Source organism: Bradyrhizobium sp. C9 (assembly GCF_002532045.1).
Classification (GTDB): domain Bacteria; phylum Pseudomonadota; class Alphaproteobacteria; order Rhizobiales; family Xanthobacteraceae; genus Bradyrhizobium.
Genome location: NZ_NWTG01000011.1, coordinates 114,564 through 133,412, shown reverse-complemented (window position 1 = coordinate 133,412; position 18,849 = coordinate 114,564). Strand labels below are relative to the sequence as shown.

Genomic DNA, 18,849 nt, shown 5'->3' with positions numbered 1-18,849 from the left:
GATCGATCGGGCTGTCACGGATACCTTGCATTTCGGGCGTGGTCTATCGCGCGAGTTGCTCGCGGCCAGCATGCGCCGCATCGTGAGGGAATACAATGCTCTGGTCAGGCGATGCGAGATGCTTGTCGGTTTCGGGGCACGCCAGGCGGGAGATTAGGTCGCGGATGACGTTGAGCCGCGCAGCCCGTTTGTCGTCGGCGCGGACCACGATCCATGGCGATTCCCCGCTTGACGTCGTTGCCAGCATCCGGTCACGCGCGACGGTGTAGTCCTTCCAGTGCTTCAGCGCGACGGCATCGATCGGACTCGTCTTCCATTGCTTCAGCGGGTCGGTCTTGCGATCTCGCAGTCGCGTCTTTTGCTCGTCTTTGCTGATGTCCAGATAATATTTCATGATCTGAATTCCGGAACCGATCAGCATATGCTCGAAGGGCAGCACCGCTCCAAGGAAGTCCTCGTACTCCTGGTCGGTGCAGAATCCCATCACATGCTCGACCCCGGCGCGGTTGTACCAGCTTCGGTTGAACAGGATCATTTCCTGCGCGGAAGGAAGATAAGGTACATATCTCTGGAAGTACCACGACGCACGATCATGGTCGGATGGCTTTCCGAGTGCCACGACGCGGGTCTCGCGTGGACTCAGATGCTGGACGATGCGCTTGATCGTGCCGTCCTTGCCGGCAGCGTCCCGACCCTCGAAAATGACCAGGACCCTGTGGCCGTGCTTGATGATGTGTCGCTGAACCTTGACGAGTTCGACCTGCAGGCTGTGCAGCGCGGCGCGATAAGCCTCGCCGCTTGCGTGATGTGCGGTTCGCGTTTTGGATGATTTCGGCATTTGCTGACACCTGATGGCGCGCGCTTGGAGGATAGCTTGCGCAGGGCCTCCGTGTCAGTCGGGCTCGATGTACGACGACCCGCTAGGATTCGCCGCACGAACAGGCCCCCGAAGCCTATTGCTGCTTCTCGCCCATGTGGTGAGTTTCGGCCTTTAGTCCACCCGAGTAGTGACGATCTCCCGACTCACCCTTGGTCGAGACGCCAACCGTCTCCTTCTTGCCCATATGGTGAGGGATCTCGGTCTTCGGTCCGCCTCGATAATGATGGCCGTTCTTTTCGGTGTCGGAGCTGGTCTGCGCAATCGCGGGCAACGCGATGAGCGACTAGGCAGTAGCAGCGGCAATGATCTTGCGGGTTTTCATATTCGGTTCTCCATTGTGACACGTGGCCGCGCTGTGAACAATTCCACATCCTGAGAGTATCTATGACGATAGGAATCGGAGGCAATTTAGTTGGCTCCGCTCTTTCTAGGATTGACTTGCATCAATCGATAAGCGGTGGAAATCGGGACTCATTGCAACCGATCAACCGAGCTGCGGGAGAAGTTCCATGAAGCGTCTGACAATGGCCGTTGCATTGTTGCTTGCAACGGTAAGCACGTCGTCCCGGGCGCAATCGCCCGCCGATCACGAAGCTCATCATCCCGACCAGAAGAGCCGGCCTGCCGCCACACAGCCTCAGTCGCCTCTCGGCCAGCCCGGAATGATGGGGCAGGACATGGTAGGCGGCAGGGGGATGATGGATGGCAACATGACCAATATGATGCGGATGATGGGCCGGCAAGGCGCTGAAGCCGGCTGCGCCGGTATGAGCGGCATGGCCACTATCGATCGCGTCGAGGGCCGGATTGCCTTTCTACGCACCGAGCTCAAGATCACCGACGGTCAGACCAGCGCGTGGAACACCTTCGCCGACGCGCTACGCGCGAACGCGAAGAGCCTTGCGGAGGTTCGCGCGTCGATGATGCCTCAGCAGGGGGCTGCACCGCAGGGCCTCGTTGATCGTCTCACGCTTCAAGAGAACTGGCTGGCGGCCCGCCTGGAGGGCACCCGCGTGATCAAATCGGCGCTGACAAACCTCGTTGGTACCTTGTCTGACGAGCAGAAGAAGACGGCCGATGAACTCCTCGCGCCTCATATGGGCATGATGTCGATGATGGTCGGCATGCGGCCGGCGCAGATGGGACTGGGTCAGATGCAGCCGGGAATGATGACGCAGGGGCAAGGTCGGTAGGGCTCCAGCTTTCCCGTACAGTAGAGAGTAGAGGTCTGCCATGACCAGCGCCTTACTCCACAAGCCAATCCGCGAGCGAGGGTCGCAAGTGGGCCCTCCGGTCAACCCGCGGGCAAAGTCCGGCGAACTGGCCGCCGGTGCTGCACCGACGACCGCGATCGGAGTGTGGCCTGGGGGCTGGCCATCCGACGCATTGGCTCTGGATGACGTCCTGGCCTATCAGCAGGACTTTTGGGAGCGCGTGATCCTGTTCTGGGACACGCTGCGCCAACGCGCCGACAACATGATCACGCATGAGCGCGCGGGTAAACCGCCGCTGCTCGATTTCGACTACGAAGTGATCCTCGACGCGCGTCGCTTCGATCGGCCGGTCAACTATGCCCTCCTGCGCATCACCCGGTACGGCGACAAGTGCCTGGGGGATTGTCTCGATCCGGCGAAGCCGCCGGTCATGATCGTTGACCCGCGGGCGGGACATGGCCCCGGCATTGGCGGGTTCAAGCGCGAATCCGAAGTCGGGATCGCTATGCATGAAGGCTATCCGGTCTATTTCGTCGTGTTCTTTCCTGAGCCCGCGCCAGGCCAGAGCATAGTAGACGTGCTCCACACGCTGCGCCGGTTTGTGAACGAAGTCGCCAAACGTCACCAGGGCAAGCCGCCGGTCCTTTATGGCAACTGCCAGGCTGGCTGGGCGATCGCGATCCTGGCCGCCGATTGCCAAGGTCTTGCCGGTCCCGCCGTCTTGAACGGTTCGCCATCGTCCTATTGGGCCGGAGAATCCGGGGTCAATCCGGCGCGAGTGTCCGGAGGCTTGTTGGGCGGCGGGTGGCTCACGCACCTGACTGCCGATCTCGGCGACGGCCGGTTCGACGGCGCCTGGCTGGTGCAGAATTTCGAGAACCTGAAGCCGGAAGGCGTATGGGAGAAATACGCCAACCTGTTCTCTCATTTGGACAAGGAGCAGGAGCGGTTTCTCGAATTCGAGCGCTGATGGAGCGGGTTCTATTTCTTGAGTCGCGAGGAGTTGCTGGCGATCGTCGAGAATCTGTTCATCGGCAATAGCCTCGAACAGGGCAAGCTGCGGATCTGCCCGAACTGCGTCGTCGATCTGAGGCGCATTCGTAATCCACTCGTCATCTTCGCCTCATACGGCGACAACATCACGCCGCCGCATCAGGCGCTCGGCTGGATCCCGGCCGTCTACGCCGGTACAGAAGATTTGAAGCGTGGCGGCCAGCGTATCGTCTATCTCATCAACCCCCACGTGGGGCATCTCGGCATCTTCGTGTCAGCAAGCGTCGCGCGGCTTGAGCATCGCGCGATCCTTGACAGCCTGAAGAAGATCGAGGCGCTTCCGCCGGGTCTCCATGAAATGAAGATCGACATCCCGACCGGCGATCCGGATTCCGGACATGACGCCTATTTGGTGCAATTCGCGGAGCGCCGCGTCGAGGACCTGAAATTTCCCGAGAGCCGTCCCGCGTTCATACCAAGCGGGTCTGGTGAGAGGCCGCCTTAGCTGGCGGCCTCTTTTCATACCGCTGATGGCCGGAATTCTTCCGGTACGTGACTTGCGCCAAACGGCTGTGTCCAGTCGACGCCTGTTATCTTCACCGCGTCGATCGGTAGTCCTGCCGGCCATAGGCCAGCGCGGCAGGACGATCAGCCCGTATCTGCTCGCAATGCGTGGCGGTCTTTAGATCGGCAGCTTTTGGCTGCCGGGGTCTCGGCAGATCTCATCCGCGTTAGCTGCGCACTTCTGGTAGATGGCGCACACCTCCTCCGTGCCAATCCTTAGGGAATCGACCCGAATTCCGACATGCCTGGTGCTATCCAGCCACCAACCAAACGACTTCTCGGTGCGCAATCTGAGCCAAATCGCAGAAATCGGCCGAAGGCAGCAGCCGGACCATGGCCGTGCCGCTCGCAGCCGTTGCCTCGATCTCCCTACTCGTCGGTGGAATCGGGATCATGAACATCCTCCTAGTGTCGGTCACTGAGAGAACTCGCGAAATCGGACTTCGTATGGCGATCGGTGCACGTCGAATCTACGTCCTGCTTCAGTTTCTCGCGGAGGCAGTTTTTCTCAGCGTCCGTGGCGGACTTGAACTACGGCCGCTGCGGACGTCTCACAGGAAATATCAGACGGACGCGAGCGTCAGCAGCAATGCGTTCAATGGATTGCGGGCACGGCTCCGGAGCTCTTTGGCAATCGTGGCCTTGCGCTCGCACGCAACGAGATTGGCCCGAATTTCCTCAGCCTTGTAGCAGCCTCGACTGCCGATCCAAGTTTCGCGCGGGCGTCCGGGATTGCCGGCATCGAGGAAAGCAGGCGTTCAGGCCGTGGTGTGCGCCGACACGGCTTCGTAGATGTCCTCCTCCTGCGCCGTATGCATGCGCACCAGCGTCTCGATCGCCTCGATGATCCGCTGGGCATCGCGAATGAGATAGCGATCGATCTTTTCCGTCGGCAGGTCCTCCACCACACGCGCCAGCAGGCGCGCCAGATGCAGTATCTCGCGGTGCGCCCGGCTCATGGCGGAAAGACCATGGCTCTCCTTGAGAATTCCGGCAAGCTGCGGATAGACATTGCCTTCGTCGTCGCGCTCATGCGCAACAACCTGCTCCTGAACCAGTCTGTTGGCCTCCGCGATCAGCGCCGCGCCATTTTGCGGCGTGGCATCGTCGAGTGTATCGACGATCGATCGCAGCCGGTCGAGGTTGGCGATCAGCGAAACGTGGTTACGATGCAGCTCACGTCCGGTCGCGGCGGTCATGTGCCGTGCGGCTTGGCCGTAGGCGGGAGTCAGCGCGCGCAGTGCGTTGAGGATTACTGCGACATCGATCACCTCCTGAACGATGGCCGCCGGCACCGGCATCAACCAGCCGAGCATGGCGCCCAGCATCGCGAGCGTTGAGAGGCCCATCCCGGCGACGATGCTTTCGACCGCGATCCGCCGCGCCCGTCGCGCGATCACGATCGCCTCGCCGACCCGATCGAGGCGGTCGGCGAGGATCACGACATCGGCCGCTTCCGACGAGGCGCTGGCGCCGCGGGCGCCAAGCGCGATACCGACATCGGCCGACGCCAGCGCCGGCGCGTCGTTGATGCCGTCGCCGACCATGATAGTTGGATTGAGCCGCTGCTCGGAACGAACGGCATCGACCTTGTCGGAGGGCACGCGGTCAGCCAGGACCGCGTCAAGGTCGAGCGCGGCGCCGATCGCTTGCGCTGCGGCGGCACGGTCGCCGGTGACCATGACCATGCGGGCGACGCCTGCCTCGCGCATCATCCGGATCGCCCGCGGCGTATCGGCACGAAGTTCGTCGGCGAGAAGCAATGCGCCGATCGGTCGCCCCTCAACCGCGACAAAAACCGTAAGCGCCGAGCGCCACGAGGCGCGCCGGACCGCCCGCGAAGCCCATTCACTGACATGGCCGCAGGGGAAAATCATGTCGCGCGAACCTGCGGCGACCCGCCGTCCGTCGATCACACCCTGCAACCCCGAGCCCATGGATTCCCGCACCTCGCCCGGCACCTTAAGCCGCAAGGCCCGCTCGGCGCCCGCCTCGACAATGGCGCGGGCGACAACGTGATGCGATGCCTGCTCTAGCGAAGCGCCGAGCATCAATACCTCGTCGGCATTCTCACCCGGCGCAACCTCGATCGAAAGCAACCGTGCGCCGCCGACCGTCAGCGTGCCGGTCTTGTCGAACAACACGGTATGGGCACGCGCCAGCGCCTCCAGCGGTCCGCCGCCCTTGACCAGGATGCCGCGCCGAGCCGCTTGCGCCACACCGGCGATGAACGCGACCGGAGCTGCCAGGATCAATGGACACGGCGTCGCCGCCACCAGCACCGCGAGAGAGCGGATCAGATCGCCCGAGATCAGCCAGGCAATGGTGGCGAGCACCAGCGTCACCGGAAGGAAAACCAGCGCGTAGCGGTCTGCAAGGCGCACGAATGGCGCTTTAGCGGTCTGCGCCGCGGTCACCAGGCGTATGATGCCAGCATAGGTGCTTTCGCCTGCGGCCGCCGACACCGCCAGTTCAAACGCTTCGCCTCCGTTCACGGAGCCGGAGAAGACCGCCGCGCCGCGCACCTTCACCACCGGAATCGGCTCACCCGTCAGCGCCGATTCATCGATCGTCGCCGCGGTCGATGTGACGACGCCATCGACCGGAACGACTTCGCCCGCCCGTACCAGTAGCTGGTCGCCGACGGCAACATCCGATATCGGAATCTCCTCGATGCGATCCCCGATCCGGCGATGAGCCTCACGGGGCGCGCGATCGACCAGCGAGCGCAGGTCATGCTCGGCCCGGGCAACCGCAATCTCCTCCAGCACATTGCCGCCGGAATACATCAGTGCGACCACAGCGCCGGCAAGCGGCTGGCCGAGCGCGAGCGCCCCACTCATCGACACCAGCGCGATCGCATCGACTCCAAAACGGCCCGCCAGAACATCCCGCACGATCGAGACCACAAGTCCTGCGATCACTGGTACGGTTGCCAGCGTCCAGCAGAGATCGGCGAGGTCAGATCGGCCGGCGGCGCGTGCGGCGATGCCCGTCGCCAATCCGGCGACGGCGACGGTAACGAGTGCCCACCGCAGGATGCGCTCAAGTGACATCGACCCAGTCCATGCTGATGCCGCCTCGCACCTTCTCGCCGAAGGCGCGCTTGTCGCGGTTGAGCGAAATCAAGGGCCTGCTGGAAATTACCGACTGAACTGTTTCACGCACGCGCTCAAGTCCGGCATGAACCCCACCCGTTGCTAGGCAGGTTGCCGCAGGCTCCGTGTGCCCAAAATTGCCTGAGCTCCCTCGGTATCGAGGCGCATTGCCGCGTAGCCGAATTGCTGATCACTTGATCTCGGTCAATTCAAGACTGGCTTTAAGCGCTCAGAAAAGATTGATCCCTTGAACTTTATGAGGCAGCGATGGTCAAACTCTCAACCCTTCCAACTCTATCGATCTCACCGGAAAAGTCGTTCTTCATCATAGCCAAGGCTCGCCAGTTCGAGGCTAAAGACGGCGTCACCGACCCGGGCTCGGGCTCAAATGCGAGTGATGACGGCATGCGCTCAGTGCTGGAGGACCGAAAGGATGATCCAGTTCGTGCCGAGCTCGTCAGCTTTATCCACGATTTGAATGAGGACGAGCAGATCGATCTTGTAGCGCTCAGCTGGCTTGGACGCGGCGACGGAGGCATCGAAAATTGGAATGAACTCCGCGCCGAGGCTGCGCGCGCCCACAACAAGCGAACCGCCTCCTATCTACTGGGAATGCCCTTGCTCTCCGACCATCTGGAAGAAGCACTTTCGGTATTCGGTCATTCGGCGGAAGAATTCGAAGTGCCGGTCTGACGGGCAATCCGATTCAGGTGAGGAAATCATGCCCTATCGCACGAACGCGGCAAAGGCTGGCGATAACCAGCCGCTCTGGCAGATCTGTCTCACGCCCAAAACGGCACACCTTCGCCGTAGCGCCGCATAATTAGCTCAGTGAAACGCGAACAACGTCACTCGCCGAATGCGCCCAGCAGCATGTTGACTTGACCGTTCCCCCACATAGGCAAAAGCAACCTGGAAAAACTCCGCCCGGATTTTTCAGTAAGGCGAAAGAATATTGGTTCGGCTGCTTCTATGGTCGCGCTGCTCTGAGCGCGCAAATAGCAGAAACTGGTGTCCGGCGATATCTCATCGATGAACCTTCCCGTTGCCGTTGCTCCCTGCAGGCTCTCGTTCACGAATTCGAAGCGGAAGCGCTCCGGTGAGGCAAGGCACTCAGCAGGAAGGGCATTCCTGACATGTTTGACAAAGCGGAAAGTTCGAGGTCGTCACTGAACGGAATCAGGTTTTCCGCCCGCTTCAATCGCTGCCAAAGGGAAACGACAGATTGCAACCTTGCATCGACGCGATCAGGGAGAGGAAAGGGATTTCGACAAGACATGGCTGGAGGTCGCACCTGCAATATGAGCTTCGAGCCTGACTAATCTAGGGAGGCTGGTCAGCTTGACCTTGATCTTCGTCAACAACCTGGGTCGTCAACATCCGCAGTCTATTGAAACTTGGCATGGACAAAACAGGCAGGTGATGGTGATGGCTGGTAATATCCTGAAAGCTCATGCGCGAACGCCGGTGGCGCCCAAGCCTGAGTTCCTGTGGGGAGTGTCGACCTCAAGCTTTCAGATCGAAGGAGCAGCGCACATCGAGGGGCGCGGCGACAGCATCTGGGATGCCTATTGTCGGATACAGGGCCGGGTCAAGGGTGGCGACACTGGCGATCAGGCTTGCGATCACTATCATCGATACACTGAGGATGTCGCCCTGATGCGCGATCTGGGCGTCAACGCTTACCGGTTTTCCATCTCGTGGCCACGCGTTCTACCGAGAGGCCGCGGCGTCAGCAACGAGCCTGGATTGGCGTTTTATGACAGGTTGATTGATGCACTGCTGGCCGCCGATATCGAGCCATGGATCTGTCTTTATCACTGGGACCTGCCGCAAGCCCTTGATGATCTCGGGGGCTGGCAGAACCGGGATATCGCAGGATGGTTTGCCGACTATGCGACACTTGTGGCTCGGCGCTACGGCGATCGGGTCAAGCGATTTGCCACTTTTAACGAGCCCTGCGTCTTTACGCTGTTCGGATACGGACTGGGCTGGAATGCACCCGGGATCGCCGACAAGGCTGCCCTGCACAAGGCGATCCATCATGTCAATCTAAGCCACGGCGCGGCCGTCGACGTACTGCGGGCCTCGGTTCCAGATGCCTCGCTCGGCGCCATCCACAATCGGCAACCTTGCTTTCCAAGGAGCGCAAGCCCGGAGGATGCCAATGCGGCGCAACGCTTTGCCGAGTATTGGAATGATGCCTTCCCCTATCCACAGCAGTTCGGATGTTATCCGTCCGCCCTGGCCGATGCGATCGAGCCGTACCAAAGACCGGGCGACATGGCGCAAATCGCCCGGTCCGTGGACTGGTTCGGGCTGAATCACTATTCACCGCACTACATCAAGGCAGACTCGAATTTGATCGGCGCTACCTTTGGCGCGCCGCCGGACGACGTGCCGCGAACTTCGATTGGATGGCCGATCGTGCCTGGAGCCTTCCGTGACACCTTGCTGGATATCCATCACCGTTTCGGTCTGCCTATCTATGTGTTGGAAAACGGAACGGCCGCGGAAGACAAATTGGACATCGCCGGCGGCATCCAGGATGCCGGACGGATCGCCTATCTGCAGGCCTATACCGATGCGATGCAGGAAGCGATCTCGGCCGGAGCGGACGTCCGCGGGTATTTTGTGTGGTCGTTACTCGACAATTTCGAATGGGCATCGGGCTACTCGCAGCGATTCGGTCTTGTTTATGTCGACTTCGATACACAGAGGCGCATTCCGAAGGCGTCAGCGCGGTGGTATTCCGATCTCATTGCGGCCCCACGGGAATCGCCGATTTCCTCCGCCACCGCGAATTCCGTGAATGCGATAGCGGCAAAGGGATGAGCAGCAGCCAAACAGACAAAGGCGATCGAGTTCTTCTCGCTGATATTGGCGGGACGAATGTGCGCCTCGCGCTCATGGAGCGCGGTGAAATCGGGCAGATCGAACACTTGAAGGTCGCCGGTTTTTCCGGCGTGAGCGACGCGATTGCGTCGATGCTGAGCCGTCACGCTGGGCGGCCGCCCGCATCGGCAGTCTTGGGCGTTGCAGGACCGGTCGAGAATGACCGCTGCATTGTCACCAACAGCCGATGGGTCATCGATGGGCCTGACTTGCAGAAGATATTTGCCTTCGGGTCTGTCCATCTTCTCAACGATTTCGAAGCTCTGGCGTGGTCGCTCCCGGCACTCCAGCCATCTGATCTCTTTCCGGTCGGGAAGCATCAATCGACGATTGGCACGCCCATGCTGGTGGTTGGACCCGGCACGGGCTTTGGTGCCGCCTGTCTGCTTCGACGCGACGCGGCGCCGTTTGCGATCGTCACCGAAGCGGGCCATTCGACATTGCCTGCAACCTCAGAGCGCGAAGAGCGCGTCATCGGCCACCTACGCCGGCGCTTTGGGCACGTGTCGGTGGAACGGGCTCTTTCCGGGTCCGGCCTTGAGAATCTCTATCAGGCGCTGGCCAGCATCGATGGTGCGGCAGCGCCGAACCGCGATCCCGCAGCGATCACCCAAGCTGCGCTGGACGGCAGTTGCAGCATCAGCCGGGCCGTGCTTGACATGTTTTGTTCCTTGCTGGGCAGCGTCGCCGGAGATCTCGCGCTGACATTCTGCGCCCAAGGAGGCGTCTATATCGCGGGCGGCATCGTGCCCCACTTCGTCGATCACCTCTTGGAATCGAACTTTCGGCAACGATTTGAGAGCAAAGGACGCTACGAATCCTATCTTCGGAATATTCCGACCGGCGTCATTGTCCGGCCCGATGTCAGCTTCATCGGGCTCAAGGCATTCGTTGAGCGAAACATAGCGGCCGCTGGCGTATCCGCGGCCGGAAGAAACCCATGACCGAAATTGTAACGGTTACGCCTAACCCGGCGGTCGACCTGTCGACAACGGTCGAAAAGATCGTTCCGGTTCTCAAGCTTCGGGGTACGTCACAACGGCGCGATCCTGGAGGCGGCGGCATCAACGTGGCGCGCGTTATCACGCGCCTGGGGGGAAATGCCAGCGCGATTTATCCCGTGGGCGGCGCGACGGGAGCAATGCTCCGCAAATTGCTCGACCAAGAAGGCGTGGCAAGTCATACCTTTTCAATCGCGGGTGAAACGCGCGAGGATTTCTTTGTTAACGAAATCAGCACCGGTCAGCCATACCGGTTCATCCTGCCGGGGCCGCAACTCGGTGAATTCGAATGGAAGGAATGCCTGAAGCTGGTTTCCGAGATCGAGCCCTTTCCCCGTTTCGTGGTTGCGAGCGGCAGCCTGCCCGGCGGCGTTCCCGACGATTTCTACGCAAGGCTGGCAAGGATGACGAAGCAGCATGGCGCCAGGATGGTTCTGGACACATCCGGGCAGGCGCTTGCGGCCGCTGTCGCCGAAGGCGTTGACCTGATCAAGCCAAACTTGCGGGAAATGCGCGAACTGACCGACAGCGAGCCATCCGACGCTACCGAATGGGAAGCCACCGCCAGATCCCTCGTCCACCATGGTAAGGTGGCCGTCATCGCCCTGACCATGGGTCACCTCGGCGCCGTCCTGGTGACCCCGGACCAAGTCTTGCGAGCGGAGCCGCTTCCGGTCACGCCAGTCAGCGCGGTCGGCGCGGGCGATAGTTTTCTTGGCGCACTGATCTGGCGACTGGCGTCGGGAGCCGATCTCGAAAATTCCTTCCGGCATGCCGTCGCCGCCGGCGCTGCGGCCCTTCTCAATCCGGGGACCGAACTTTGCCGGCCGGACGACGTCAAATGTCTTGCCGACGACGTAGTCCTTAGAAGCGCCTGACCGAGCCGACGGGACTGACGGTCTTTTCGCGGTCGGCGGGCGACACCTCATGATTGAGTTGGTCAAGCGAAAGCAACAAGCCGCCGACCCTTTCCAGCGAAGAGACCCAATCGGCAACGCGGCTGTAATTATCGACAAGCCAGTTGAACGATCCCTGGACAAGCGTGAAGGCGGCGGCGGCCTGGGTGAGTTCGCCGAGCGTCATTGCGTCGGCCAGGAATTTCGGGGCGCACAGGACGAGCCCGATGATTGGTGCCAACAGCGAGTTTCCATGCGATACCAACGTCGTGCGCATGAGCTGCCAGCGCAGCCGTCGCCACTGCATCATTGCGTCCTGCAGTGCCTGCCGGAGGCCCCGCTTGACTTTGACTTCAGCCTCCTCCCCTTTCTGCGTTACTCCCTCGCCGATGTCCCGGAGCAGATGAGCCGCCGTGATCAATTCAGCCTCGGCCTGATCCTTGATCTGAATGACCCTCGTCAGCGGCGAACCTACCAGCAGCATCGCCATCGTGACGATGCCGGAATACACCACGACACTGACGACGAGATAGCCGGGAATCCAAAGCCTGTAATCAAACACCGAAAAGGCAGCTTCGCCGCCGACATTCCACAGGATCTGAATGAAGATGATTGCAGTCAAAAGGGATGAGACAAGCCCGAGCGCAAAATCGATCGGCGCGTCGGTTGCAATCCTCGCATCCTCCGCGATGCGATATTCAGGAATCTTGTGTTCGCCCTGGACCTGGGCCAGACGGGCATATCGCTCGTTCTCCACCCAATAATCGATCAGATGGGTGGTCAGCCATTCGCGCCATTTGCGCTGCACCGTCATGCGCCCCCAGACCGAGGCGACCGCGAGTACGATGCTCGCGCCGCACAAAGGAACCAGCAACAGCGCCTGGGTTCGCAGCCGATCAGGACTCCGGCTCTCCAGCGCGTTGAAGAAGTCGCGGTTCCAGTAGTTGAAGCGGAACTGCACGTAGAGTTGCAGCACAACGATAACGACGAGCAACGCGCAAAACAGCCAAACCCGCCACGCCGCCAAGCCTCGCCAGAAGCCAGAAGCGCTTTGCCAAAATCGGAGCCACTCTTGATGCGGGTTGCCGGTGCTGTTCTCGGACATCGTTAGATTAAAATATTAAAGGCACATCATCGACGGCGGTTGATCTTTCGCAAAGTCCACCATGCGCCGAGCGACCAGAGTGTCCACAATTGGATCGGCTCGTTGACGTCGAAACCGACCGATGCTGCAGCGCGGGAGAATGCGCGATGGATATTCCTGGTTACGTTCGATGGTTCGAGGATATCCGGCTGGAGGACGTTCCTCTGGTTGGGGGCAAGACCGCTTCGCTGGGCGAGCTCTATTCAGCGCTTTCGTCGCAGGGCGTCCGGGTGCCCAATGGTTTCGCGCTGACGGCGAGCGCTTATCGCGACGCGCTGACGCAGGCCGGAGCTTGGGACGAACTCCGTAGCCTGCTTGCCGGGGTCGACAAGCGGCGGATTTCGGATCTCGCCAGACGCGCCGCCGCGGCGCGCGCCATCGTCTATGCCGCCGCGGATCAGGAGGATTTGCGCCGGGAGGTGACGGAAGCGTATCGAAAACTCGAGAGGGAATACGGTGGAAATGTCGCGGTCGGCGTGCGTAGTTCGGCAACCGCCGAGGATCTGCCGACCGCGAGTTTCGCGGGGCAGCACGAAAGCTTCCTCAACATTCGCGGGCCGCACGATCTCATGGACGCCTGCCGGCGCTGCTTCGCCTCGCTCTTCACGGACCGTGCGATATCCTATCGCATCGACAACGGATTCGATCATTTCAAGGTCGCGTTATCGGTTGCGGTCATGAAGATGGTCCGTTCCGACCTCGCGGCAAGTGGCGTGATCTTCACGCTCGACACCGAATCGGGCTTCCGCGATGTGGTCTTCGTGACCGGCGCCTATGGCCTCGGCGAAAATATCGTCCAGGGGGCTGTCGATCCGGACGAGTTCTATGTACACAAACCGACCTTCATTAAGGGATTCCGCTCCGTATTGTCGCGCCGATTGGGCGGCAAGGAGAAGCGGATGATTTATGGGCGAGGGCACGCAACCACCCGCAATGTGAAGACGCCGCCGGCGGATCGCAAGCGGTTCTGCATCGGCGACAACGATGTGCTCGAACTCGCGCGATGTGCACTCGTCGTGGAAATGCACTATTCGGACAAGGCGGGCACGCCCACACCGATGGACGTGGAGTGGGCGAAGGACGGCAGCGACGGCAAGCTCTATATTATCCAGGCGCGTCCGGAGACCGTTGCATCCCGCCGCAAGCCGGAGGCCCTCGAGAGCTACGCTCTCAAATCGACAGGCAAGGTCGTTGCTACCGGTCGCGCTGTTGGCGAGAAGATTGCAGCCGGAAAAGTCCGCCTGATCACCAATGAACGCGATCTTCGTGCTTTCAAGCCTGGCGAGGTGCTGGTTGCGCCTGCGACAAGTCCGGATTGGGAGCCGGTGATGAAAGTTGCCGCCGCCATCGTCACCGACCATGGCGGCAGAACCTGTCATGCGGCCATAGTCGCCCGCGAGCTTGGCGTACCGGCCGTCGTCGGGACCGAGAGTTTCACACGGAAAGTGACGAATGGGAGGCCCGTCACCGTCTCCTGTGCAGAGGGCGATATCGGCCACGTCTACGACGGCAACCTGCCATTCGAGGTCGAGCGGATCGCGACCGACAGCCTCGCAAAGCCGCGTACTGAAATCATGGTCAATCTCGGCAATCCGGAGCTTGCGTTCAAGACGGCAATGGCACCGAGCGATGGCGTCGGACTGGCCAGGATGGAATTCATCATCAATCAGCATATCGGCATCCATCCGATGGCTCTGGCCCAGCCCGAAAAAGTCAAATCCGCACGGGATCGCCGGACGATCAAGCTCTTGACCGCACGCTACAAGAAGCCGTCGGACTATTTCGTCGAGCGCCTGTCGGAGGGCGTTGGAACCATTGCAGCGGCATTCTACCCGCGCCCGGTCATCGTGCGGCTGTCCGACTTCAAGACCAATGAATATGCAAAGCTTATGGCCGGCGCCGATTTCGAGCCGGAGGAAGAAAACCCGATGCTCGGCTTCCGTGGCGCTGCGCGCTATGCCCATCCCGCCTATGCCGCGGGGTTTGCGCTGGAATGCGCGGCGCTGCGGCGGGTACGAGACGTGATGGGCCTGACCAATCTCAAGATCATGATCCCGTTTTGTCGACGCCTCGAGGAGGCACGCAAGGTGATCGAAGCGATGGCCCAGCACGGCCTCAAGCGGGGTGAAGGTGGCCTCGAGATATTCATGATGTGCGAGATTCCGAACAACGTGATCCTGATCGATCAGTTCGCCAAACTGTTTGACGGATTTTCAATCGGCTCCAACGACCTGACGCAGCTCACCCTTGGCGTCGACCGGGACTCCGATATTGTCGCGTTCGACTTTGACGAGCGAGATCCGGGAATGCTGCAAATGCTGACGATGGCGGTGACGGGCGCCAAACGCAATCGGCGTCATGTGGGTATTTGCGGCGAAGCCCCGGCGAACTATCCGGAGATGGCCCGCTTTCTGACCGGGCTTGGCATCGATTCAATCAGCGTCAATCCGTCCAGCATCCTGCGTACATCGGAGATTGTTCGCGAGGCCGAGCAAGTGACGATCAAATCACAGGCTGTCGGAAGTTAGCGCGCTGCCATCCCCAGCGATGATGTTGGAATAGCGGTAGTTGACCTTGCTCAAAATTCGCTTTCCGGACACCCGGTAGGTTTTATCAATGAAAGCGACACAATCATCGTCAGCGACCTGGCTTGACGTTCCGAAAAGCATTTGGGCGCTCGGCATTGTTTCGCTGCTGATGGACGTCTCGTCCGAGCTCATTCACAGCCTGCTTCCCGTGTTTCTCGTGACCGTGGTCGGCGCCAGTACGACGGCGGTTGGCCTGATCGAAGGGGTTGCCGAGGCCACCGCAGCGACGGCCAAGGTTTTCTCAGGCGCCCTTTCCGACCGCATCGGCAAGCGCAAACTCCTGGTCGTCATTGGTTATGCACTGGCCGCGGGCACCAAGCCGATATTTCCCCTCGCGAGCACGGCTTGGGAAGTTCTGGTCGCGCGTTTCGTCGATCGCGTCGGCAAGGGTATCCGCGATGCACCGCGCGATGCTCTTGTGGCCGACATTACTCCACCCGCAATTCGAGGCGCTGGCTACGGCATCCGCCAGGCGCTCGATACAGTGGGGGGATTTGCGGGACCATTGCTCGCGATGATGCTGATGGCGCTCTATGCGAACGAATTCCGCTCCGTGTTTTGGTGGGCGGTGGTTCCGGCCGCCTTGGCAGTACTGCTCGCTATTGTCGGCGTGCACGAGCCAGACAGCGCCAAGGGAACGAAGAAGCGCGGCTCGCCGATCCGCAAGGACGAACTGAGGCGCTTGTCCCGAGGCTTCTGGGTGGTCGTGATGGTTGGCGCCATGTTCACGTTGGCCCGTTTCAGCCAAGCTTTTCTCGTGCTGAAGGCACAAGCCGAAGGACTTGCGCTGGCCTTGATTCCGCTGGTGTTCGTATGGATGAATTTGGTCTACGCCCTGGTCGCAACCCCGGCCGGAATTCTCTCGGACAGGATAGGGCGGCCGAAACTGCTGTCTTGGGGGCTGGGAACATTGTTCTTTGCCGATCTCACGCTGGCCTTTGTCCCCGGCCTTGGCGGCGTGCTCGCGGGTGTCGCGCTCTGGGGCCTTCATTTGGGACTTTCGCAAGGGTTATTGTCGGCGTTGGTCGCCGATACCGCCCCTGAAGATTTGCGCGGCACCGCCTTCGGCCTGTTTAACCTTGTAACGGGGGGTACGCTCCTTGTCGCGAGCGTCCTCGCGGGTTGGCTGTGGCAGGCTTTTGGGTCGACGTCGACATTTCTCGCCGGCGCGGCCTTCTCAGGCGCGGCGGTGTTCATAATATACGTTGCCATGAAGGCAGAAACGACACCGGCAGGCCCGCGCGCGGGAGATCGCTAATACATAAGGACCTTCTGAAGAAACTGGAACGACGTTTTGGACGAGTGCATGCGAAACGGCGGCTGGGGTCAAGACCGATCACGAAGCGCATTCGGACAAGGTCTGACTCTCTTCCACATCGAGAACTGATATTGGGCTCGTTCCGTGAGCCGAAACACGCTCGAGTTAGTAGGGTTCATCGCGCAGGTGGGCGCGGTAGAGAATGCGCGACAGGACGACCTCACCGACAAAGAACATCCCTACGCAAATTGCGATGTCGACCGCCGTCAGTGCGAGCGCCGCACGGCACGCCAGTAGCGACAACAGAGATTCCGGCAACTGGTCTATCCCGAGCGCCTGACTGCTTGGCGGAAATTTCAATCGGCGTTTGACGAAGCTGGATCCGAGATCGCCTGCCATGGCAGCAGTTGCCGCGATCGCACCGACGCTAAAGTCCAGGCCGATCAGCGGCGCGAGTGCGGTTGTCACCGCAACGGAAAGCAATATCCCGCGGATGGTTTTCGATCGGCCGAATAGCGGCTGTCCATCCAAAAATACAAGGCCGCCATCAAGTGGCAGCGCAAAGGATTGCCCGAAAATCTTTTTGGCGACGACGGGTGTGCCGTTAGCCAGCGCCAGCAAGGCGAGCGCCTGTAGGATCGAAAACGGCTGCAACTGCAAGAATCACCTCCTGATCCGACCGCCGATGTTCAATGATGCCATGGGTAGTCAGAAAGTCTGACGTCTGTTTCCCGCCGACCGGCGTCCCTGGTTCACGCGCAAAAAGCTCAGAAATAAAAACAAAAAGCCCACTTGGACTATCGACGGATATCTACCGCAGGATCGGCGGCACTGGCAGGCGCGATTCGATCGCGAGGTGGGGGTGGTCAATTCCTCGGGAGCCCTCAGCTCGCGGACCGGCCATCCTGACCGCGACCGGAGAGCGCGAGGATAGTCTCCGTCCACCCGGCGCGTCGCTCGGAGTACAAAAATGCGAGCCGGCGCGACCTGGCGACCGTCGCCTCGCGCTCGCATTCGGGTCGGTGAGCCGCGTCCGCCAAGAAATGCGCGTGTTCGGGCGGGATCCCGACCGATCGGACGGCGAAACCGGGAACAAAGGGAAACATTTCCTCCCCGAAACATCGCTGGCGTCAGCTGGCGGCTCTCATCGGCTACCGGATTTTGGTCTTGCGGCGACCATGTATGTCTCCAAATCTGAGTCGCTGTCCGCCTGAAAACGGGGCACAATGGAACTTGGCTCGTGGATTCAGCTCAAGAAAGGGAAAGGAGAAGTCGCGCCGTGCCGGAATTTGTGATGCAGGCCAACATCGCCCATTACAAGGAGCTGTTAGGCTCAGAAACCGACCGCGATAAGATCGCAGCCCTCCGCAAGCTATTGGCGGAGGAAGAGGCCAAGCTTGCCGAATGGCGAGCCAAAAATCGCAGGACCCCTGAAAAGAAGTGAAGATGCTTCCGCATTGATGCGGTGCTTTTGACGATCGTCAAACGGTCCTGCTGGGACAGTGACTATTTTTACAACTATGCCATGGATGAGCATAGAAAGTGCCCCCTTCGAACAGGACTTGGAATTGGCCGTCATTGAGGCCGATGAGGACATACATGCCGTGGTCTTCCCCTGCCGTCGCGTTGTCGGCGGTTGGACCAAAACTGCTACCGGCAGTCGAGTAGAGCTTCATCCGACGCACTGGCGATACTGGGAAAAGAAATAGGCCGCCTCAGTTGGCGACCGCGTTCGATGTGCAGAGCTGGTGATGCTCTCGCTCGGTGCATCGGATTGCCCCCCGATGTGATCCAGATCAAACGGAGCCTCACGAGATTCGTATCATGCAATTTTTAGGCAGTGGGAACACGTCATGGTCGAACAGCCCCATTTTGCTTCGTATTCGGTCCCAGCGCGCGTCTGTCTCGGCATCGCGATCTTCAGCGCCGCGTTGCTTGTCACGGCTACGCTAACGCACGCCTTCCTCATGCAATGAGAGCATAGACTTCGCAGGGCGTTTACGAGCCGCTCGCGGCCATCGCGTGAACGACGACAATGTCGCTGTCGTCTTGGCCAAGCTTCGCAGTGCGCACCTGCTTGCTGTGAAGAAACACGGGGCGGCAAGCAGTCGAGCTCAAATCCCAATGGGCCACCGTGTCTCTCTCTGGTATCGATCGCTCAGAAGAAGCGGTTTGCGCCACCGGGATGGCGTCGTTGGTGGACAGGTATAGGTGAGTCTTCGGTAGCAAAAGCGTGATTGCGAAAATGGCGAGCTTCAGTTCCAGGCGCATGCCTAACCTCCCGCTCTTTACTCATGTCGCGCGCGCGAAGCCTGCAT

The 18,849-nt window shown here is 60.5% G+C and carries 16 protein-coding genes and 1 pseudogene; 10 read left to right on the top strand and 7 right to left on the bottom strand.

The window, feature by feature from the left end; genetic code table 11:
- Positions 1 to 43 precede the first annotated feature (43 nt).
- Together ppk2 and CO675_RS22245 are read right to left on the bottom strand one after the other, a co-directional pair.
- A complete protein-coding gene (gene ppk2 / locus CO675_RS22250) occupies positions 44 to 838 on the bottom strand; it encodes a polyphosphate kinase 2 (protein WP_097673990.1) in 795 nt (264 codons plus the stop codon).
- Positions 839 to 953: 115 nt separating this feature from the next.
- Positions 954 to 1,151 (bottom strand): hypothetical protein, encoded by a 198-nt coding sequence (locus CO675_RS22245; protein ID WP_349644030.1) that lies wholly within the window; start codon positions 1,149 to 1,151, stop codon positions 954 to 956.
- A 238-nt stretch (positions 1,152 to 1,389) separates the two neighbouring features.
- Between CO675_RS22245 and CO675_RS22240 the strand changes: the two genes are divergently transcribed.
- The 3 genes and pseudogenes from CO675_RS22240 to CO675_RS41875 all read left to right on the top strand — a co-directional run bounded on the left by CO675_RS22240 (position 1,390) and on the right by CO675_RS41875 (position 4,341).
- On the top strand, positions 1,390 to 2,073 hold the full coding sequence (locus CO675_RS22240; RefSeq protein WP_097673989.1) for a Spy/CpxP family protein refolding chaperone: 684 nt from the start codon (positions 1,390 to 1,392) through the stop codon (positions 2,071 to 2,073).
- Between the two features lie 40 nt (positions 2,074 to 2,113).
- Positions 2,114 to 3,559 (top strand): annotated as a pseudogene (locus tag CO675_RS22235) (DUF3141 domain-containing protein); the annotation flags it as partial.
- 425 nt (positions 3,560 to 3,984) lie between these two features.
- A complete protein-coding gene (locus CO675_RS41875) occupies positions 3,985 to 4,341 on the top strand; it encodes an FtsX-like permease family protein (protein ID WP_349644029.1) in 357 nt (118 codons plus the stop codon).
- 68 nt (positions 4,342 to 4,409) lie between these two features.
- Here the strand turns inward: CO675_RS41875 and CO675_RS22225 are convergent, their stop codons facing one another.
- Together CO675_RS22225 and CO675_RS41785 are read right to left on the bottom strand one after the other, a co-directional pair.
- The gene (locus CO675_RS22225; protein WP_097673988.1) at positions 4,410 to 6,707 is read right to left on the bottom strand and encodes a heavy metal translocating P-type ATPase; all 2,298 of its coding nucleotides are present in this window, start codon (positions 6,705 to 6,707) and stop codon (positions 4,410 to 4,412) included.
- The gene (locus tag CO675_RS41785; RefSeq protein ID WP_283808117.1) at positions 6,697 to 6,819 is read right to left on the bottom strand and encodes a hypothetical protein; all 123 of its coding nucleotides are present in this window, start codon (positions 6,817 to 6,819) and stop codon (positions 6,697 to 6,699) included. The genes CO675_RS22225 and CO675_RS41785 overlap by 11 nt, the downstream gene beginning before the upstream one ends.
- A gap of 197 nt (positions 6,820 to 7,016) precedes the next feature.
- Between CO675_RS41785 and CO675_RS22220 the strand changes: the two genes are divergently transcribed.
- The 4 genes from CO675_RS22220 (at position 7,017) to CO675_RS22205 (ending at position 11,523) form a co-directional block, all read left to right on the top strand.
- Positions 7,017 to 7,442, top strand: a complete 426-nt coding sequence (locus tag CO675_RS22220; protein WP_097673987.1) for a DUF3775 domain-containing protein — start codon at positions 7,017 to 7,019, stop codon at positions 7,440 to 7,442.
- A 735-nt stretch (positions 7,443 to 8,177) separates the two neighbouring features.
- Complete coding sequence (locus CO675_RS22215) at positions 8,178 to 9,584, top strand: GH1 family beta-glucosidase (protein WP_097674105.1); 1,407 nt, start codon at positions 8,178 to 8,180, stop codon at positions 9,582 to 9,584.
- Positions 9,581 to 10,588: a glucokinase gene (gene glk, locus CO675_RS22210; protein ID WP_097673986.1), complete on the top strand. Its 1,008-nt coding sequence runs from the start codon at positions 9,581 to 9,583 to the stop codon at positions 10,586 to 10,588. The genes CO675_RS22215 and glk overlap by 4 nt, the downstream gene beginning before the upstream one ends.
- Positions 10,585 to 11,523 carry a 1-phosphofructokinase family hexose kinase gene (locus tag CO675_RS22205; RefSeq protein WP_097673985.1) on the top strand — a complete coding sequence of 313 codons (939 nt, stop codon included), beginning with the start codon at positions 10,585 to 10,587 and terminating at the stop codon, positions 11,521 to 11,523. The genes glk and CO675_RS22205 overlap by 4 nt, the downstream gene beginning before the upstream one ends.
- Here the strand turns inward: CO675_RS22205 and CO675_RS22200 are convergent.
- Positions 11,510 to 12,646: an SbmA/BacA-like family transporter gene (locus CO675_RS22200; protein WP_097673984.1), complete on the bottom strand. Its 1,137-nt coding sequence runs from the start codon at positions 12,644 to 12,646 to the stop codon at positions 11,510 to 11,512. The two genes, CO675_RS22205 and CO675_RS22200, sit on opposite strands and share 14 nt — an antisense overlap.
- Before the next feature lie 146 nt (positions 12,647 to 12,792).
- Here CO675_RS22200 and ppsA point away from each other — a divergent pair, with 146 nt between their 5' ends.
- Both ppsA and CO675_RS22190 read left to right on the top strand, forming a co-directional pair.
- Positions 12,793 to 15,213: a phosphoenolpyruvate synthase gene (gene ppsA, locus CO675_RS22195; protein WP_097673983.1), complete on the top strand. Its 2,421-nt coding sequence runs from the start codon at positions 12,793 to 12,795 to the stop codon at positions 15,211 to 15,213.
- An 88-nt stretch (positions 15,214 to 15,301) separates the two neighbouring features.
- Complete coding sequence (locus tag CO675_RS22190; protein WP_097673982.1) at positions 15,302 to 16,531, top strand: MFS transporter; 1,230 nt, start codon at positions 15,302 to 15,304, stop codon at positions 16,529 to 16,531.
- A 165-nt stretch (positions 16,532 to 16,696) separates the two neighbouring features.
- Here CO675_RS22190 and CO675_RS22185 read toward each other — a convergent pair whose 3' ends face one another.
- The gene (locus CO675_RS22185) at positions 16,697 to 17,191 is read right to left on the bottom strand and encodes a CDP-archaeol synthase (protein WP_245452858.1); all 495 of its coding nucleotides are present in this window, start codon (positions 17,189 to 17,191) and stop codon (positions 16,697 to 16,699) included.
- A gap of 619 nt (positions 17,192 to 17,810) precedes the next feature.
- Here CO675_RS22185 and CO675_RS41070 point away from each other — a divergent pair.
- Complete coding sequence (locus CO675_RS41070) at positions 17,811 to 17,975, top strand: hypothetical protein (protein WP_198964701.1); 165 nt, start codon at positions 17,811 to 17,813, stop codon at positions 17,973 to 17,975.
- A 554-nt stretch (positions 17,976 to 18,529) separates the two neighbouring features.
- Here the strand turns inward: CO675_RS41070 and CO675_RS22175 are convergent.
- Positions 18,530 to 18,802 carry a hypothetical protein gene (locus CO675_RS22175; RefSeq protein ID WP_097673980.1) on the bottom strand — a complete coding sequence of 91 codons (273 nt, stop codon included), beginning with the start codon at positions 18,800 to 18,802 and terminating at the stop codon, positions 18,530 to 18,532.
- Between the last annotated feature and the right edge of the window lie 47 nt (positions 18,803 to 18,849).

What these genes read in the sequence shown, in the direction of transcription:
- CO675_RS22220 (WP_097673987.1), top strand. Translation starts at nt 7,017, where the DNA reads ATGGTCAAACTCTCAACCCTTCCAACTCTATCGATCTCACCGGAAAAG.
- CO675_RS22200 (WP_097673984.1), bottom strand. Translation starts at nt 12,646, where the DNA reads ATGTCCGAGAACAGCACCGGCAACCCGCATCAAGAGTGGCTCCGATTT.
- ppsA (WP_097673983.1), top strand. Translation starts at nt 12,793, where the DNA reads ATGGATATTCCTGGTTACGTTCGATGGTTCGAGGATATCCGGCTGGAG.
- CO675_RS22175 (WP_097673980.1), bottom strand. Translation starts at nt 18,802, where the DNA reads ATGCGCCTGGAACTGAAGCTCGCCATTTTCGCAATCACGCTTTTGCTA.
- CO675_RS22205 (WP_097673985.1), top strand. Translation starts at nt 10,585, where the DNA reads ATGACCGAAATTGTAACGGTTACGCCTAACCCGGCGGTCGACCTGTCG.
- CO675_RS22225 (WP_097673988.1), bottom strand. Translation starts at nt 6,707, where the DNA reads ATGTCACTTGAGCGCATCCTGCGGTGGGCACTCGTTACCGTCGCCGTC.
- glk (WP_097673986.1), top strand. Translation starts at nt 9,581, where the DNA reads ATGAGCAGCAGCCAAACAGACAAAGGCGATCGAGTTCTTCTCGCTGAT.
- ppk2 (WP_097673990.1), bottom strand. Translation starts at nt 838, where the DNA reads ATGCCGAAATCATCCAAAACGCGAACCGCACATCACGCAAGCGGCGAG.
- CO675_RS41875 (WP_349644029.1), top strand. Translation starts at nt 3,985, where the DNA reads ATGGCCGTGCCGCTCGCAGCCGTTGCCTCGATCTCCCTACTCGTCGGT.
- CO675_RS22190 (WP_097673982.1), top strand. Translation starts at nt 15,302, where the DNA reads ATGAAAGCGACACAATCATCGTCAGCGACCTGGCTTGACGTTCCGAAA.
- CO675_RS22240 (WP_097673989.1), top strand. Translation starts at nt 1,390, where the DNA reads ATGAAGCGTCTGACAATGGCCGTTGCATTGTTGCTTGCAACGGTAAGC.
- CO675_RS22215 (WP_097674105.1), top strand. Translation starts at nt 8,178, where the DNA reads ATGGCTGGTAATATCCTGAAAGCTCATGCGCGAACGCCGGTGGCGCCC.